General features: G+C 66.8%; 18 protein-coding genes. 6 read left to right on the plus strand and 12 right to left on the minus strand.

The features are described from left to right. Positions 1–74: 74 nt before the first annotated feature. The 3 genes from ACFQZZ_RS06120 to ACFQZZ_RS06130 form a co-directional block, all read right to left on the minus strand. Complete coding sequence (locus tag ACFQZZ_RS06120) at positions 75–575, minus strand: hypothetical protein (protein ID WP_378675172.1); 501 nt, start codon at positions 573–575, stop codon at positions 75–77. Between the two features lie 287 nt (positions 576–862). After that, positions 863–1,324: a hypothetical protein gene (locus ACFQZZ_RS06125; RefSeq protein ID WP_378675174.1), complete on the minus strand. Its 462-nt coding sequence runs from the start codon at positions 1,322–1,324 to the stop codon at positions 863–865. A gap of 156 nt (positions 1,325–1,480) precedes the next feature. Beyond that, the gene (locus tag ACFQZZ_RS06130) at positions 1,481–2,167 is read right to left on the minus strand and encodes an HAD family hydrolase (protein WP_378675177.1); all 687 of its coding nucleotides are present in this window, start codon (positions 2,165–2,167) and stop codon (positions 1,481–1,483) included. An 84-nt stretch (positions 2,168–2,251) separates the two neighbouring features. On the opposite strand from ACFQZZ_RS06130, the gene ACFQZZ_RS06135 reads away from it, so the two are divergent. Continuing rightward, entirely contained in the window at positions 2,252–4,198 is a 1,947-nt protein-coding gene (locus ACFQZZ_RS06135) for a gamma-glutamyltransferase family protein (protein ID WP_378675180.1), read from the plus strand. Between the two features lie 250 nt (positions 4,199–4,448). On the opposite strand, the gene ACFQZZ_RS06140 is transcribed toward ACFQZZ_RS06135, so the two are convergent. The 5 genes from ACFQZZ_RS06140 to ACFQZZ_RS06160 form a co-directional block, all read right to left on the minus strand. Continuing rightward, on the minus strand, positions 4,449–4,979 hold the full coding sequence (locus ACFQZZ_RS06140) for a PH domain-containing protein (protein ID WP_378675183.1): 531 nt from the start codon (positions 4,977–4,979) through the stop codon (positions 4,449–4,451). A gap of 4 nt (positions 4,980–4,983) precedes the next feature. Next, positions 4,984–5,463 (minus strand): 6,7-dimethyl-8-ribityllumazine synthase, encoded by a 480-nt coding sequence (gene ribH / locus ACFQZZ_RS06145; RefSeq protein ID WP_378675186.1) that lies wholly within the window; start codon positions 5,461–5,463, stop codon positions 4,984–4,986. Positions 5,464–5,497: 34 nt separating this feature from the next. Further along, the gene (locus ACFQZZ_RS06150) at positions 5,498–6,742 is read right to left on the minus strand and encodes a bifunctional 3,4-dihydroxy-2-butanone-4-phosphate synthase/GTP cyclohydrolase II (protein ID WP_378675189.1); all 1,245 of its coding nucleotides are present in this window, start codon (positions 6,740–6,742) and stop codon (positions 5,498–5,500) included. A gap of 88 nt (positions 6,743–6,830) precedes the next feature. Continuing rightward, the gene (locus ACFQZZ_RS06155; RefSeq protein WP_378675192.1) at positions 6,831–7,454 is read right to left on the minus strand and encodes a riboflavin synthase; all 624 of its coding nucleotides are present in this window, start codon (positions 7,452–7,454) and stop codon (positions 6,831–6,833) included. A gap of 85 nt (positions 7,455–7,539) precedes the next feature. Further along, complete coding sequence (locus tag ACFQZZ_RS06160; RefSeq protein WP_378675195.1) at positions 7,540–7,839, minus strand: hypothetical protein; 300 nt, start codon at positions 7,837–7,839, stop codon at positions 7,540–7,542. Positions 7,840–8,119: 280 nt separating this feature from the next. Between ACFQZZ_RS06160 and ACFQZZ_RS06165 the strand changes: the two genes are divergently transcribed. Beyond that, positions 8,120–8,590 (plus strand): hypothetical protein, encoded by a 471-nt coding sequence (locus ACFQZZ_RS06165; protein WP_378675198.1) that lies wholly within the window; start codon positions 8,120–8,122, stop codon positions 8,588–8,590. 37 nt (positions 8,591–8,627) lie between these two features. Here the strand turns inward: ACFQZZ_RS06165 and rpe are convergent, their stop codons facing one another. Next, a complete protein-coding gene (gene rpe, locus ACFQZZ_RS06170) occupies positions 8,628–9,281 on the minus strand; it encodes a ribulose-phosphate 3-epimerase (protein WP_378676408.1) in 654 nt (217 codons plus the stop codon). Positions 9,282–9,377: 96 nt separating this feature from the next. Here rpe and ACFQZZ_RS06175 point away from each other — a divergent pair, with 96 nt between their 5' ends. Next, positions 9,378–9,800: an ATP-binding protein gene (locus ACFQZZ_RS06175; RefSeq protein WP_378675201.1), complete on the plus strand. Its 423-nt coding sequence runs from the start codon at positions 9,378–9,380 to the stop codon at positions 9,798–9,800. 176 nt (positions 9,801–9,976) lie between these two features. After that, positions 9,977–10,762 carry an RNA polymerase sigma factor SigF gene (locus ACFQZZ_RS06180; RefSeq protein WP_378676411.1) on the plus strand — a complete coding sequence of 262 codons (786 nt, stop codon included), beginning with the start codon at positions 9,977–9,979 and terminating at the stop codon, positions 10,760–10,762. A 114-nt stretch (positions 10,763–10,876) separates the two neighbouring features. Here the strand turns inward: ACFQZZ_RS06180 and ACFQZZ_RS06185 are convergent, their stop codons facing one another. From ACFQZZ_RS06185 to def, 3 genes are all read right to left on the minus strand, one after another. Further along, the gene (locus ACFQZZ_RS06185) at positions 10,877–12,337 is read right to left on the minus strand and encodes an RsmB/NOP family class I SAM-dependent RNA methyltransferase (protein WP_378676413.1); all 1,461 of its coding nucleotides are present in this window, start codon (positions 12,335–12,337) and stop codon (positions 10,877–10,879) included. 413 nt (positions 12,338–12,750) lie between these two features. Continuing rightward, complete coding sequence (gene fmt, locus ACFQZZ_RS06190; protein WP_378675204.1) at positions 12,751–13,674, minus strand: methionyl-tRNA formyltransferase; 924 nt, start codon at positions 13,672–13,674, stop codon at positions 12,751–12,753. Then, entirely contained in the window at positions 13,674–14,237 is a 564-nt protein-coding gene (def, locus tag ACFQZZ_RS06195; RefSeq protein WP_378675207.1) for a peptide deformylase, read from the minus strand. The genes fmt and def overlap by 1 nt, the downstream gene beginning before the upstream one ends. A gap of 228 nt (positions 14,238–14,465) precedes the next feature. Here def and ACFQZZ_RS06200 point away from each other — a divergent pair, with 228 nt between their 5' ends. Both ACFQZZ_RS06200 and ACFQZZ_RS06205 read left to right on the plus strand, forming a co-directional pair. Next, a complete protein-coding gene (locus ACFQZZ_RS06200; RefSeq protein WP_378675210.1) occupies positions 14,466–15,887 on the plus strand; it encodes a serine hydrolase domain-containing protein in 1,422 nt (473 codons plus the stop codon). Positions 15,888–15,929: 42 nt separating this feature from the next. Then, the gene (locus ACFQZZ_RS06205) at positions 15,930–16,412 is read left to right on the plus strand and encodes a MerR family transcriptional regulator (protein ID WP_378675213.1); all 483 of its coding nucleotides are present in this window, start codon (positions 15,930–15,932) and stop codon (positions 16,410–16,412) included. The last annotated feature ends 48 nt before the right edge of the window (positions 16,413–16,460 follow it).

Raw genomic sequence — 16,460 nt, forward strand, 5'->3', positions numbered from 1 at the left:
GAGCGGGTCCGACAGGCCGAGCGGGGCCGACACCCACCAACCGCGCCACCGTCGCTACGAGAGGAATGGCCCGATCAGACCGCCGTGCGGAAGAACCATCCGGTCGACGCGGAACGGAACAGCAGCGCGACGATCGCGCCCGCGCCCAGGACGACCGCGAGCACCGGGAGGACTCCCACCTGAGACGGCAGCCCGGTGATGATCGTGAAGATTCCGATGAAAATCTGCACACTGGCGAGGATCACGGCGGTCACCCAGACCCAGAGTTCCCGCAGCCCGAAGATCAGGACGTTGGCGGCGAGCACCCAGCTGGCGAAGAACTCAGCGGAACTGGCACTTGCGGATTCGACATTGTCGAGCAGGCCGAGCAGGAAATGGCCGAGGGTGAAAGCCACCAAGAACCCAGCCCCCAGCCGCACCCTGCGCACCGCATCGGGCATGTTCGAGGTGACGACGGCGAATCTGAAGAAATGGCGGATCGTGGTGCTGGCATCGACCATTCGGCGAACCTTGGACAAATCCCCGACTACCGGAACAGCTTTCGCGTTGTCCACGACAGCAACATTCGAAACCACGATCACTCCTCATCGAGCTTTGTGCCACAGCCTTACCGACGTGCAAATCGGACGCTATCGGAACGTTCGCTCTGCTTACAATCGAGTAAGTGCGCTTATGATGAGGCCCACAGCGACGTTCAACGGGCGACATAATGTGACCCACGTGACATATCTCCGCGCAGCGGCAAGAAGATCGCCCACCGATTCGCCACGAAATACAAGCCCCACAATGTGTCCCGTGTCGCGACGGAAGCTGCCGCTATGACACTCGCCGACGAGGGCGCTGAGCGGCGGAAACCCTTCGCTCAGCACATCGGTCGTGAGACACCCGTGGCAAACCACGCTTTTGCCACGGGTCGCCGAAGCAAATAGGCGATGGCCGCGCAGACACCCATGGAGTACAGCACCGTCGCAATCCAGAGCAGGGATGGAATGGCGTCGTCGTGGGCTCGCAAGCAGACGACGGCCTGCAGGATCGCCAACACCATCGCGATGGTGTCCGCCCGGTACCGGCGGCCCGCGAATCCGAAGGCGACAAGCCCCAATATCCAGCTGAGGGAGAACTGGATCGACGCCGCCCTTGCCGCGTCGGCACCGATGATCAGGCCCATGATCGCCGGATAGGCGATTCCGAATCCCGCCATGCCCCAGGCGGCCTCACGGGCTTCACGAACCTGCACGGGCGTGCCACCCAGCATTCGGATGGCCACCGCGATGGCATGATTCTCCGCAGAAGAGTCCGCGTACACGGCGCTCCCCCATTTCAACGATGAAACCAGCGACACCCCCGACGGGCACGCAATTCGCACGGTAAATCTGTGCGGTGGCCCAGGCATTGCTATCCCGCACTACTGTGACGCAGGACACATTCAAGCTGGTCTGTCTATATCACCCGCACACGGGCCCCGATAGCGAGCGTTCGATCAGCCGAGTTCGTAATGCTCCAGAACCCGCAGCAGCGCGTCCCGGCGCTGGGCTGTCGGCAGTGGGTCGACGAGGGCGAAGCGGCATCCGAGGGTGGTCGCGCCGCCGTCGGCCTCCGCGCTGTCACCGACCATCAGCGTCGCGGTGGCAGGCGCACCGAGCTCGTCGAGCGCGGTGCGGAAGATTCGTGGATCCGGTTTGACCGCACCGATCTCGAAGGACAGCGCGAAGCTGCCGACCAGCCGGTCCCAACCCCGCGCGGCGAAGGCGGGGCGCACGTCGAAGGCGATATTACTGACCAGGCCGACCGGAATATCCCGTGCCGCGAGCGTTTTCAGGACATCCTCGGTATCGGGATACGGTGTCCACGACATCGGGTCGACGAGCCTGCCGTACAACCGCTCCGCTTGCCGCACCGTCGGCACCCCGGACTGCCGCAGCACCTCGAAATAGGCCTTCCGATGCAGTTGTGGATCCAGATCCCTTTGCTCCCAAGCGATCTGGCCTTCGGCATCGAACTGCACGTACTGCTCGACCGGGGCCGTCATCCGCCGCATGATCTCGGCCGTTTCGTGCACATCGAACGGTTGCCCATCGGTGTCGATCAGGTCATCGGCCCAGGATTCGTCATCCTCCAGCCGAAACAGCGTCCCGGAAAAGTCGAAGAGCACCGCGGCTACCGTCACCGAGCCAGCCTACCGACCGTCACGACCTTCCCAGCGGCGGGGAAAACCGCGCTGTGGGCGGCGGCGGGGCGATACAGTCCGTGGATGCGCGTGCGACACATCTGGACTGGGGCCTGCGCGGCCCTGATCCTCACGGTGGGACTGGTGACAGGTTGTTCGTCCGATAGCGGCAAGGCGGCGGCATGTGCGAGTGTGCCGAATGGGACGCCGGTGACGGCCGCGCCCGGCGCAGCGGGTGCCACCACCTCGCAGAACATCAGCACCAACCCTGAGATCGCGTCCGGGTACCGCAGCAATATGACCGCGGTGCGGACCAGTTCGTACGCCGTCGCGACAGCCAACCCCCTCGCCACCGAGGCCGCGTGTGCGGTGCTGAACAACGGCGGCACCGCGGCCGATGCGCTGATCACCGCGCAAACGGTGCTCGGTCTGGTGGAGCCGCAGGCGTCCGGGATCGGTGGCGGCTCGTTCCTGCTCTACTACGACGCGGCGGCCAAGACGGTCGATGCCTATGACGGGCGCGAGGTCGCGCCCGCGGCCGCCACCGAGAACTATCTGCGCTGGGTCAGCGACACCGACCGGACCGAACCCAAGCCGAACACCCGCGCCAGCGGCCGCTCCATCGGAGTCCCCGGTGTGCTGCGCATGCTGGAACTCGCACATCAGGAACACGGCAAGACCGGCTGGCGCGAGCTGTTCGATCCCGCCGTATCGCTGGCCGATCAGGGATTCTCGATCAGCCCGCGACTGGCAGGGCAGATCGCCGATTCGGCCAAGGATCTCGCCATCGACGAGGCCGCGAAGGCGTACTTCCTCAACCCTGACGGCTCCGCCAAACCCGCCGGTACCAAGCTGGCCAACCCGGCGATGGCGAAGACCTTGAGCGCCATTGCCTCCGAGGGCGCGCAGGCGTTCTACACCGGCGCTATCGCCCGCGACATCGTCGATGCGGCCACTTCCGCGTCGGGCGGCCGCACCCCGAGCCTGATCACCGCGAACGACCTGGCCGGTTACCAGCCCAAGAAGCGGTCCGCGCTGTGCACCGGTTACCGCGCCCACGAGATCTGCGGAATGCCCGCACCGTCCTCCGGCGGCATCGCCGTCGCCGCCACGCTCGGCATTCTGGAGAACTTCGACCTGGCCGCACTGCGGCCGGACAGTATCGACCGCAACGGCGGTAAGCCGAAGGCCGAGGCCGTGCACCTCATCTCGGAGGCGGAGCGGCTCGCCTACGCCGATCGCAACAAGTACGTGGCCGATACGGATTTCATTCCGCTGCCCGGCAATTCACCCCAGACGCTGCTGAACAAGGACTACCTGAAGCAGCGTTCTTCGCTGATCAATCCCGGTCGCAGCATGGGCACCGCGCAGCCGGGTGATTTCGGCCCGGTCCCGGTCGGCGTCGGCCCGCAGCCGCCCGAGCACGGCACCAGCCACATCTCGGTGGTCGACAAGTACGGCAACGCCGCCTCGATGACGACGACGGTGGAAGCGGCGTTCGGCTCGTTCCATCTGGTCGACGGATTCGTTCTCAATAATCAGCTCACCGATTTCTCCGCCGATCCGCTCGGCACCGACGGCGCGCCGGTGGCCAACCGTGTGCAGCCGAACAAGCGTCCACGCAGTTCGATGAGCCCCACCCTGGTCTTCGATCGCGCCGCCGACGGCTCCCGCGGTGACCTCACCCAGGTCGTCGGCTCCCCCGGCGGCTCGGTGATCATCCAGTTCGTGCTGAAGTCCCTCATCGGCGTGCTGGATTGGGGCCTCGACCCGCAGCAGGCGGTATCCGGCGTCGACTTCGGCGCGGCCAACACTCCGGCCACCAACGTCGGCGGCGAACACCCGGCCATCAACGCCACCGATAGCGGTGACCACGACCCGCTGGTGCTCCGCCTACGCGAACTGGGCCACCAGGTCTCGGTTGCGCCACAGACCAGCGGGCTCAGCGCCTTGCAGCGCGACGGGACAAGCGGCTGGGTCGGCGGCGCCGACCCCCGCCGCGAAGGCGCTGTCCTCGGCGACACACACTGACCGATCGGTGTCCGAGTTCGGGGAGCACTTCCCGAACTCGGACACCAGCTTTCGGAAATCGCAATCCGCCGACCTCAGCATAGGAAACGCAAGAGCGCGAGCAGCTCAGACCGGCAGCTCGCGCTCTTCTTGTCTCGGTTGCCGGCACCGAGTGGCACACAGTTGTGCCACTCGGCGCCAGCGGTCTGCTGGCCACCAGGTGAGTTCGCAGGTGTGCGCCGGAATCGTTGCGGCGATCAGTGACGCAGCATTATTCGGCGGGCGGGGCGGTGTATTTCGCGCCGAGTTCGCGGAGGCGATCCAGGGCGCGGGCCGCGTGCTCTTTGTCATTGGACCGGATGGCGAGCAGGGGGACGTAGTCGTCGTCGATCAGTTCCAGGCGGGCCCAGGACTTTTTATCCTGGAAGGAGACGCCGCGGATGTGTTCCCAGGGGAACTCGGTGTCGCCGAGGATGTTTCGGACCGAGACTCCGCGCGCACCGACGCGCAGGCGGGGCCTGGTCAACAGCAACACCGCGGCGGCGGCGAGCAGGCCGATGCCCATCATCGCCAATTGATCGGCGGGTCGAAAGTTCACGCCGGTCGAGCCGGTGCGCAGCCAGATGCCGCCCGCGATGAAGAACGCGGCCAGTAGCACCGCGACGATCCAGGCGGTGCGGACCGAGCGACGCGGGCGCACCTCGAGTTCCCACTCGGGTGTGTCGCCCTGTGCCGCAGCCGAAGCGGCGTGCGTGGCTTTCCCAGCGTGCGGGTTCCTTCGCCAGATCCGGACGACTGGCATCGGCCTACGCGGACTGACGCAGGGTGCGCAGGGTCAGCGCGGCGTCCAGCGCGGCCGCGGCGGCCTGTTCACCTTTGTTCTCGGCGGATCCGGGCAGCCCGGCCCTGTCCAGGGCTTGCTCCTCGTTGTTGGTGGTCAGTACACCGTTCGCGACGGGCTTGCCCGCGTCCAGCGAGACCCGGGTCAGTCCGGCGGTCACCGCGTCGCAGACGTACTCGAAATGTGGCGTGCCACCGCGGATGACGACACCGAGGGCGACCACCGCGTCATGCGTGCGGGCCAGCTCCTGGGCCACCACCGGCAGCTCCATCGCGCCCGCGCAACGCACCACTGTCACGTGTGCGACGCCGGCTTCCTTGGCGACCCGCTCCGCGTTCGCGACCAGCGTGTCGCAGATCTGGGTGTGCCAGCGCGACGCGACGATGCCGAGCTTGAGCTCCTTGGCATCCTCGAGCGCGAATGTCGGTACGCCGGTACCACTCATCGAAGTCCTTTCGGGCTCTCGTCGACAGCGTGGGTCACTGTGCGGTCTCGCCGAGGTCGAGCTCGTCGAGGCCGATCAGGTCATGGCCCATCCGGTCCCGCTTGGTCCGCAGGTACCGCAGGTTTTCCGCGTTGGCGCGCAATGGCATCGGGACGCGGTCGGTGATCTTCAGCCCATAGCCGTCCAGGCCGACGCGCTTGGCCGGATTGTTGGTGAGCAGCCGCATCGACCGGATACCGAGGTCGACCAGGATCTGCGCGCCGGTGCCGTAATCACGGGCGTCCGCGGGCAATCCGAGTTCCAGGTTCGCATCGACGGTGTCGTGACCGGAATCCTGCAGCTGGTAGGCCTGCAGCTTGTGCATCAGGCCGATGCCACGGCCCTCGTGCCCGCGCATGTACAGCACCACACCGCGCCCCTCCTGGGCCACCATCTCCAGCGCGGCGTCGAGCTGCGGACCGCAGTCGCAGCGCAGCGAGCCGAACACATCACCGGTGAGGCATTCCGAGTGCACCCGCACCAGCACGTCCTCGCCGTCGGTGATGTCGCCGCGCACCAGCGCGACATGCTCGACCTCGTCGTAGATGCTCTGGTAGCCAACGGCCATGAACTCACCGTGCGCCGTGGGGATCCGCGCCTCGGCGACCCGAATCACGTGCTTCTCGTGCTTGCGCCGCCAGGCGATCATGTCGGCGATCGAGATCAGCGCCAAGTTGTGCTCGTCGGCGAAGACGCGCAGCTCCTCGGTGCGGGCCATATGGCCCTCGTCCTTCTGGCTGACGATCTCGCAGATCACACCGGCGGGACGCAGGCCAGCCATCCGGGACAGGTCGACCGCGGCCTCGGTGTGGCCGGGACGACGCAGCACCCCACCGTCCTTGGCGCGCAGCGGCACCACGTGGCCGGGCCTGGTGAAATCGTCGGCCTTCGCTTCCGCCGCGGCGAGCAGCCGCATGGTTGTTGCGCGGTCCGCGCCGGAGATGCCGGTGGTGATGCCTTCGCGGGCATCGACCGACACGGTGTAGGCGGTGCCGTGCTTGTCCTGGTTCATCGCGTACATCGGCGGCAGGCCGAGCCGATCGCAGTCGTCACCGGTCAGCGGCACGCAGATGTAACCAGAGGTGTAGCGAATCATGAAGGCCACCAGCTCGGGCGTCGCCTTTTCCGCCGCGAAGATGAGGTCGCCCTCGTTCTCGCGATCCTCGTCGTCCACGACGACGACCGCTTTACCAGCGGCGATATCGGCGACTGCGCGCTCGATGGTGTCGAACCTGGTCACGTCTGCTGTGCTCCATCTCGAAAAGGGTGCGTCACTAACACTACGGCCTCGGCCGTATGTCTCCGGCGGCGCATACGCGCCCGGCCGGTCAGCCGCGTTGCTGGAGGCGCTCGACGTATTTGGCGATCACGTCCACTTCCAGATTGACCGTGGTGCCTACCGTCGCGGCACCGAGGTTGGTCATCGAGAGGGTGGTCGGGATCAGGGAAACCTCGAACCAATCACGATTGCCGTCGGCGGCCGGTTCATCCGAGAGGCCGAGGCCGGAGACCGTCAGCGAGATGCCGTCGACGGTGATGGAGCCCTTCTGCACGACATAGCGGGCGATCGGGTCCGGCAGCGAGATCCGCACGACCTCCCAGTTCTCCGAGGGAGTGCGCGCGAGCACGGTGCCGGTGCCGTCGACGTGTCCCTGCACGAGATGCCCGCCGAGCCTGCTGTCGAGCGCCGCGGCCCGCTCCAGGTTGACCCGCGAGCCCGCGCCGAGGCCGCCGATGCTGGAGCGGTGCAGCGTCTCCTGCATGACGTCGACGGTGAACGAGTCGCCGTCGACCACGTCGACCACGGTCAGGCAGACCCCGTTCACGGCGATCGAATCACCGTGTCCGGCATCGGAGGTCACCAGCTTGCCCCTGATCGTCAGTCGAGCGGCGTCGGCCAACTGCTCGGTGGCGACGATCTCGCCGAGTTCCTCGACGATGCCTGTGAACATGCCTTGACTCCCTGTCGCGTCGTTTCTACCGGTTGCGGAACAGCTCGGACCGGGCCGCTATTCCCGCGGTCGGTGCGCTCCCAGCCTAATGTGCGCAGCAGATCGCGCCCGTCGTCAGTCCTGCGCTTGGACGAGCAGGCGAGGGCACCGCGCGATGAGGCAGGATCGGCGCGGCCACCACGGTTCCATCCAGCGGCCGGGCGAAACCTCGACCCGGCAGCACCTGACAGAAGCAGACCACGAGGCTGGTGCGATCGCCTCGAACACGACGCCCGCGGTTGTTCGCGACCAGATGCTGAATAAGCATGCGGAAATATCGCCATTTACCTATCGGCGATGAATATTGAGTCGCATTTCCCATACCGAGCGGAAGAATTTCACTCACGGCTCATAATGTCGGATTTGGATGGGTACCCAGCCGACACTCGCTTACACCGCGAGCTTGCGTCGGAGCAAAATTGGATGCAATATTGTTATGTAGCTGATTCCTTACGTTCAACTTCGACCCGAGCAGTTCAGTGCGGAGCGGTTCGACCCGAGGTCCGTTGCGGCCCCAGGGAGTTCGATCCAGGGAAATCCACCACTCGAGGAAGACGAAACAGCGCCGTGGGTCAAATAGACAGCACATTGGGTCAATTCATGTTCAACACACTTGGGGGTGTTGCGTGACCACACTTCTCGATTCGACGCTGGAAGTTCGCTGCGTGCAGTATCGGCGCGAATTCCATATGCCGGCATCAATCGATCCGACGTCGCGCCGCATATTGCTGCACATAGGCACGCACTACGGTGCCATCACGATGCCCGCTGATCTCGGCGAGCGAGTACAGCAGAAGCTCACCCAATCCCAGATCGCCGCGCCGGTCGTGCACCACCCGCGCGCCAGACGCTGGACGTTCATCACCGGACCCACCCGGCCCGACACACTCAGCACCGCCGTGTCCGCCGAGCTGTTCCGGCTGTACGCCACCGTCGCCTGCACCGGAAGCCAGGTCGTGCTTCCGTCACCGGATGACGAGCGCACCGGCTACCGGACCTGGATCCAGCCGCCGGAGAACGCAACCACGCTGCCGCCGCTCAGTGCGGTCGTCGAAGCGACCCGCGCCCTCGGCGCCATGAAAGTTCGCGCATCGTAAAGAGATTCGGGCGCCGTGAGACCGGACGCCCGAGCGACTAGACGCGCAGCGCGGCAGCCCGTTGCCGCAGCGCTGCCACGGTGGCGGCGGGATCGGCCGTGTTGTAGACGGCGGACCCGGCGACGAAACAGTCGATTCCGGCCTCGGCCGCCGCTTCGATCGTGTCGTTGTTGATGCCGCCGTCGATCTCCACGATCAGCCGCAGTTCACCCGCGTCGACGAGCCTACGCACTATCCGCGCCTTCTCCAGCACGTGCGCGATGAAGGACTGCCCGCCGAAACCGGGTTCCACGCTCATCACCAGCAGGGTGTCGAACTCGCGCAGGATCTCCAGGTACGGCTCGATCGGAGTGTTCGGCTTCACCGAGAGCCCGGCCTTGGCCCCCGCAGCACGAATGTCGCGGGCCACCGCGATCGGATCGTCGGTCGCCTCGGCGTGGAAGGTGACGTTATGCGCGCCCGCCTCGGCATACGGCGGCGCCCAGCGGCCCGGGTCATCGATCATCAGATGGCAGTCGAGCGGAATGTCGGTCGCCTTCAACAGGCTCTCCACCACCGGGAGCCCGATCGTCAGGTTCGGAACGAAGTGCGCGTCCATCACATCGACGTGCAACCAATCGGCGCCCTCCACCGCTTTTACCTCGTCAGCGAGGTGCGCGAAGTCGGCGGAGAGGATGGACGGGGCGATCATCGGAGCGGCCGGGCGTGAAAACGTCGAAGGGGACACACCGCGGGAGTCTAACGGTAGTGAGGGTTGCCTCGGCCGGGAGTGGGTAGCCTGCATAGGGTGATCAACATTTCGGCGGAACAGGGGCTTTACAGCACCCCGGTGGAGATTCGGGTGGCTGCGTCGGTGACACAGCTGCCCATTGTGCGTGGGCTCGCCGAAACCCTCGTCCTGCTCAGCGATTTCACCCTGGACGAGGTAGCCGACATCAGGCTCGCGGTGGACGAGGTGTGCTCGACGCTCATCGCGGTCGCGGCGCCGGACACCAGCCTGCACTGTCGGTTCACCGTCGGTGAGACCGAGTTGCTGGTGCGGGTCAGCGGAGTGGCGGGCAACGAGGGGCTGCCGGATCAGCGCAGCTTCGGGTGGCATGTACTGCGCACGCTCACCGATGCGGTGGAGGCAAAACAGGATTCGTACGATTCGACCGTCTCCGGATATCCGACGACGGTGGAGTTCCGTCGGGTCCGGGGGAAAGCGTAGTGGCGGACGAAAACGCTGTGTCTGACAAGAGCAACGCTGTGTCGGACAAAACCGCTGTGTCCGACGAAGGCGCCGTGTCGGATGAGAAGGTTGCGCCGGACGAGAACGTTGTGTCGGATGCCGAGGACAAAGACGAGGAAGAGGTCGAACCCGCCCCGGTGGAGGATTCCGCCGAGGTGGCCGAAACCCTCCAAGAAGCCGGATCGAGCGGCGGATACGACGACGTCGCCGCACTCTTCGAGCAACTCTCCGCAAGCACGCCAGGCACCGCGAGACACACCGCGCTGCGCGCTCAGCTGATCGGCCGCTGCATTCCGCTCGCCGATCACATCGCCCGCAAATTCAGTGGGCGCGGTGAACCGTTCGACGATCTGACCCAGGTCGCGAGAGTCGGGTTGGTGCATGCGGTCGACCGATTCGACGTCTCGCGTGGCTCGAACTTTCTGTCCTTCGCCGTACCGACCATCATGGGCGAGGTCCGTCGGTACTTCCGCGACAACACCTGGGCGATGCGGGTGCCGCGCCGGGTGAAGGAAACGCATCTGCGTATCGGCGCCGCCATCGATGCACTCTCCCAGTCGTTGGGTCGGTCCCCCACCGCGAAGGAGATCGCGGCGGAGCTCGACGTGGATCCGGACGAGGTGACCCAGGCTGTGATCGCGGGCAACGCCTACCAGCCGAGCTCCATCGATGCCGCCTCGCTCGGCCGCGACACCGATGCCTCGCTACTGGACACCCTCGGTGAGGAGGAATCCCAGTTCGACCGGGTGGAGGAATACGTCGCCATCCGGCCGCTGCTGGCCGGCCTGCCGGAACGCGAACGCCGCATCCTCACGATGCGGTTCTTCGAGTCGATGACGCAGACCCAGATCGCCCAGCGCATGGGCATTTCACAGATGCACGTCTCCCGTATTCTGGCGAAAACCCTTGCCCGGCTGCGTGAGCAGTCCGCACGGGACTGAACACGCCACATCGGATTGTTCCAGCCCACAAGCTCATAACGTCCAGTGCGATGAGGCGGTTGGTTGTCGAGCCGCCGCCCGGTTGTGGGGCGGCGACTCGGCCCACTCGGGTTGCTACTCGACTGGTTTGCGCAGTGCCGCAAGGAACATCGCATCGGTGCCGTGGCGATGTGGCCACATTTGCGCGCCGGGGCCGTCACCGAGGTCGGTGACGCCGGGGAGGAGGTCGCGGGCATCGAGCTGGGTTGCTCCGGTGCGGCGTACGGCGTCGGCGACGATCGCGACGGTTTCCTGCAGGTGTGGCGAGCAGGTCGAGTAGACCACGACGCCGCCGGGTCGCAGGAGATCCCATGCGGCGGAGAGCAATTCGCGTTGCAGGACCACCAGGTCGGCCACGTCGGAGGGGGTGCGGCGCCAGCGGGCTTCGGGCCTGCGCCGCAGGGCGCCGAGGCCGGTGCAGGGTGCGTCGACCAGGATGCGGTCGTATCCGGGAGTCAGACCGCTGCTGCGACCATCGGCTACGTGCACGTCGACGGGGAGGTTGTGCACGGCCTTGCGGACGAGCTCGGCGCGGTGTTCGGCCGGCTCGATCGCGTCGACGCGGTGGCCATCGATGGCGGCGAGAGCGCCGAGCAGCGCCGCCTTGCCGCCCGGACCCGCGCAGAGATCGAGCCAGCGGCCGTTGTCGGGACCGTCCAGCGGGGCGCGGGTGAGGGCGAGTGCGACCAACTGGCTACCCTCGTCCTGCACGGTCGCCATGCCCTCGCGCACCGGCTCCAGTTTCCCGGGGTCGCCGCCGCCCTCGAGGTACACCGCGTAGGGCGACCAGCGGCCCTCTTCGCCGCCGGTCACCAGCGCCAACTCCTCGGCGGTAATCTCACCGGGGCGCGCGACCAAGTGCACGATCGGGCGAGCATCGTCGGCCGCCAGGACCTCTCGCAGCTCGCCGGCCTCGGCGCCGAGCGCATCCGCGAACGCCTGCGCAATCCAGGTCGGATGCGCGAACTCGAAGGCCAACCGGCCGATCGGATCTCGCGGTGCGAGCGTGTCCACCCACTGGTCGACGGATTTCTCGCCCGCCCTGCGCAGCACCGCGTTGACGAATCCCGCCTTGCCCGCACCGAATTCGGCACGCGCGAGCGCCACGGAGGTGTCCACCGCCGCATGCGCCCCGATCCGAGTGCGCAAAAGCTGATACACACCCAACCGCAGCACATCGAGCAGCGGACCATCGATCTCGTCGACCGACCGACCGGCACCGCTGACGATCACCGCATCCAGTAGACCCCGCGACCGGCAGGTGCCATACGCGAGCTCGGTGGCCAGCGCGGCATCCCGACCGGAGATCTTGCGCTCCCTGAGCAGCGCTGGCAGAACGAGATTCGCGTACGCGTCGCGCTCACGAACCGCCCGCAGCACATCGAGCGCAACGAGCCGCACCGGATCCACCGCGGCGGCCCAAGCACGCTCATCTCGACCGGCCTTCGAGTCCTTCTGCCGCGCAGTACCTTTCGATGCGGGACGCCCAGCCGCACGGTCCGCGCCGCCTTTGTTCGATTGCGCACGCCCGCCCACAGACCCGGCGGCCTGCACCGCGCCCCGGTCACCGGTCCGCGTTCCGGTGCGTTTACCGGCCGCCTCGTTCGCGGGCCCACCTCGGGTTTCGCGCTGCTTCGATGCATCCGCCTGCCTACGAGAGCCCTTGGGCTGCGCCGAATCCCTCGGCTGCCTGCGTGGCCCACCTTTCCCCTGCGCTGAACTGTCGCCCGGTGCCGCGGTCTTGCGCTCTGCAGTCATATTCCGCCGCTCTGGTCGGGTCCGAGACGACTGGCCTCGGTTCTCATCGGTGCGTGCCCGCGGCGCTGTGTCCTGTTCCCACGCCGCCTTCCGCTGCGCCGGGCTGTTCATCGGCAGTGCGTCGTCGCGACCGGTTCCGCCGGTCTGGCCTGCCCGCCTGCGTTCGGCTGCCCGCCTGCGATCTTGGGCGGTCATTCGACCACCGCGCCGGGCTGCAGGCGCGCGCCGCGTGCCCAGTCGAGCGCCGCCATTACTCGTTTGCCTTGCGGCTGGACCTGATTCAGGCGGACCGCGGTGGTCGCGGTGCCCACGAAGACGCCGGACTTGCGAACCTCGATCACCCGCGGCGGCAGTTCGTCCTCGACCATTTCGACCGGTCCGACCTTCAGGCGGGCGCCACCGATCTCGGTGAAGGCGCCCGGGGCCGGGGTGACCGCGCGGACCCGCCTGCTGATGGCGAGCGCAGGCTGATCCCAGCGGATGCGACCGGCCTCGACCGCCACCTTGGGAGCGTAGGAGACACCGTCGGTCGGCTGCGGAACCGCCTGCAGCGTCTCGTCTTCCACACCGTCGAGGGTCGTCTCGAGCAGGTGCGCACCACTGACGGCGAGCTTCTCGAGCAGCGTTCCCGCGGTGTCGGTCACCGCGATCTTCTCGGTGATCACGCCGAAGACCGGTCCGGTGTCCAAGCCCGCCTCGATCTGAAAGGTGGAGGCGCCGGTGAACTCGTCACCGGTGTCGATCGCCGCCTGCACCGGCGCCGCGCCGCGCCAGGCGGGCAGCAGCGAGAAGTGCAGGTTGATCCAGCCGAACCGAGGGATGTCGAGCACCTGCTGCGGCAGCAGCGCACCGTAGGCCACCACTGGACAACAGTCGGGCGCCAACGCGGTCAGCTGCTCGATGAATTCGGGCTCTGACGGGCGGCGCGGGGTCAGCACCTGGATGCCGTGCTCGTCGGCCAATCGGCCGACCGGCGACCTTGTCACCTTGCGCCCACGCCCAGCCACCGCGTCCGGGCGGGTCAGCACGGCGACCACCTCGTGGCGCGGAGAATCTATGAATCGACGCAGCGACGGCACCGCCGGTTCGGGTGTGCCCGCGAAGACGATGCGCATCAGCGACCACGTCCGAACGGGCCGGCCTGGCCTGTCCCGAGCGCGCGCGAGCTGCGCACCGTGATACCCGCTGTGAACCAATCGGATTCGCGGATAGTGCGCATCGCCTCCTTGCGCGACGCCGGATCCAGTCGGTCGAGGAACAACACCCCGTCCAAATGGTCGGTCTCATGCTGCACGCACCGGGCGAGCAGGCCCTCGGCCGCGAATTCGATCGGCGCACCGTCCACATCGAACCCGGACGCACGCACTCGCAGCGCCCGCCGCGTGTCGTAGCGCACTCCGGGAATCGACAGGCAGCCCTCCGGCCCGACCTGCTCCTCCTCGCCCTCCACCACATACGTCGGGTTCACCAGATGACCCGCGGCGTCGCCGGTGTCGTAGACGAACACCCGCAGGCCGACGCCGATCTGCGGCGCGGCCATCCCGACCCCGCCGTCGTCGTGCATGGTGTCGATGAGGTCGGCGACAAGCTGACGCAGCTCACGATCGAACTCGGTGACCTCCGCAGCACGGGCGCGCAAGATGGGGTCGCCGAAGAGGCGAACGGGCTGAATGGTCACGGCGAACTCCCGGAAACGAATGAACACGGTCGTCTCATTCTAGTGAGGCGCCCCGATTATCCCGACGTCCCCGACACACGCGTCGAAAGCTGGTAGAACTCCAGTGCGGTCCGGGCGGGGTGTCAACCCCTCCGCCCGGCCGCCTGAAGATGACGATCAAAGTGCTCACCTGGTGTCTTCGTTCGGGGCTTGACCTTGCCCCAGGGGCAAGGTTCGACGATGGTGTGCATGAACAGCAAGCTGCACATCGTCGAAGCCCAGATCCGCGAGCAGGCCGCCGCCTACTGCGAGTCCAACGATGTCCCCGGTTTCGTCGCCGGCGTCTATCACGCCGGCGAGCAGATCGTCGTCGCACACGGCACCGCGAACGTCGCCACCGGCACACCGATGCTCCACGACACCGGATTCCTGTTCGGCTCGGTCACCAAGGTCCTGACCACCACGCTGGTCCTCCAACAGGTCGACCGCGGACTCCTCGACCTCGACACACCGGTAGTGAAGTACCTACCCGAATTCGCCATGAACGCACCGGACGCGGCGGACAAGATCCTGGTCCGGCACCTGATCTCGCATACCAACGGCATCGACGCCGACCTCTTCTTTCCCGATGCCAAGGGTCGCGACGCCGTGCGGACCTACGTCGAGGGCCTCGCGAAAAGCTGCGGCACCCTGTTCGAACCCGGCGAGCAGCTCAGCTACTCCAACGGCGGCATGATCGTCGCGGGCCGCCTGCTGGAAGTGGTGACCGGCCTGTCCTTTCCCGACTTGCTCGAGCGCGATATCTACGCACCCGTCGGCATGAAGGACTCCAGCACCTCCGCCGAGCAGGCCATCCTGCGCAGCACCGCTGTCGGGCACTTCCCGGACCCCGAGACCATGGCGGCCAAGCCCACCGCCATGTTCACGCTGCCCGACACCTGGGGGCCGGCCGGCGGCACGCCGATCGGCACCATCGCCGACCTGCTCGCCTTCGGACGCACCCATCTCGCGGGCGGTGTGTCCCCCTCCGGCGCACGCGTCCTCTCGACCGAGTCGACCGCGCTGATGCAGCAGGTCGCGTTCGATATGGCCAGCCCGAACGTCCCGCCGATCGGCCTGGGCTGGGTGCTGTATCCGTTCGGCGACACGACCGTCCTCGCCATGTCGGGCGCATCGCCGGGCGGCGGGTCCATCCTGTGCGTCATACCCGAACACGACCTGGTTTTCACCGCGTTCGCCAATACTTCGGGGGCGAGCATGCTGCACGACCAGATCCTGCAGCGGCTCCTGAGCGACCATCTCGGCATCCAGATCCCCACTCTGATCACCGAATCGGAGCCCGACGTCGACCTCACCCCCTACGTGGGCGTCTACCGTTCCAATCAGCTCCGCATCGACGTCAGCATCGTCGACGGTCAGCTCGAGGAGCGGGCGACCTACGAACCGGCCGACGAAACGCAGGAACACATCTTCACCCAGTTCGCCGGCGGCATGACCGCCGCCCCGCCGCAGCGCTACGTGCCGATCCGGCCCGGCCTTTTCGCGCCCGCCGGGTACCCACTGGAGACTTTCGACGGATACCTGCGACTGCTGCTTGTCTCCTACCACGACGTCCGCGACGGCCAAGCGCGCTTCCGCAACTGCGCCGACCGCCTGACCAGACGGGCCTGACCGTTCCGGCTGACCTGACCGCCGAGTGGAAAGATGTCGAGCATGCTCACGATCGGCCAGCTCGCGGACTACGCCGGAGTGACCAGCAAAGCCATCCGCCACTATCACGAGCGCGGTCTGCTCGCCGAGCCCGACCGCGACGCGTCGGGCTATCGGCGCTACACCGCCCAAGACGCCATCACCCTCGTCAAGATCAGGACACTGTCTAGTTCGGGCGTGCCACTGGCTCGCATCAAGGACCTCCTCGACGCCAACCCGGACGCGCTCACGGCAGCCATCGCCGAGATCGACCACAACCTCCGAGACCGCATCGCGCAGCTGGGGCGAACCCGCGATCAACTCGCCCAGTTGCGTGGCGGCGACCGGCTTTTCGTCTCCCCGGAAGTCGCCGACTATCTCGACGACTTACGCGATTTCGGCGTCAGCGAGCGCCAGATCCACCTGGAACGCGACGGCTGGATCCTCATGCAAACAGCCTCACCCGAGGACGCCGCGGTGTGGATCGCCGAAAACGCGAGCTCATAGCCCATCCCGAATTCCGGGCCATCTACCTCGAACATGACGCCGCCTACG

Source organism: Nocardia sp. GCM10030253 (assembly GCF_042675075.1).
In the GTDB taxonomy this organism is placed as follows: Bacteria; Actinomycetota; Actinomycetes; order Mycobacteriales; family Mycobacteriaceae; genus Nocardia.

Excerpts from the sequence above, each read along its gene's own strand:
- ribH (WP_378675186.1), bottom strand. The coding sequence starts at position 5,463 with ATGAGTGGTACCGGCGTACCGACATTCGCGCTCGAGGATGCCAAGGAG.
- rpe (WP_378676408.1), bottom strand. The coding sequence starts at position 9,281 with ATGATCGCCCCGTCCATCCTCTCCGCCGACTTCGCGCACCTCGCTGAC.
- ACFQZZ_RS06205 (WP_378675213.1), top strand. The coding sequence starts at position 15,930 with ATGCTCACGATCGGCCAGCTCGCGGACTACGCCGGAGTGACCAGCAAA.
- ACFQZZ_RS06135 (WP_378675180.1), top strand. The coding sequence starts at position 2,252 with ATGCGCGTGCGACACATCTGGACTGGGGCCTGCGCGGCCCTGATCCTC.
- ACFQZZ_RS06140 (WP_378675183.1), bottom strand. The coding sequence starts at position 4,979 with ATGCCAGTCGTCCGGATCTGGCGAAGGAACCCGCACGCTGGGAAAGCC.
- fmt (WP_378675204.1), bottom strand. The coding sequence starts at position 13,674 with ATGCGCATCGTCTTCGCGGGCACACCCGAACCGGCGGTGCCGTCGCTG.
- ACFQZZ_RS06200 (WP_378675210.1), top strand. The coding sequence starts at position 14,466 with ATGAACAGCAAGCTGCACATCGTCGAAGCCCAGATCCGCGAGCAGGCC.
- ACFQZZ_RS06155 (WP_378675192.1), bottom strand. The coding sequence starts at position 7,454 with ATGTTCACAGGCATCGTCGAGGAACTCGGCGAGATCGTCGCCACCGAG.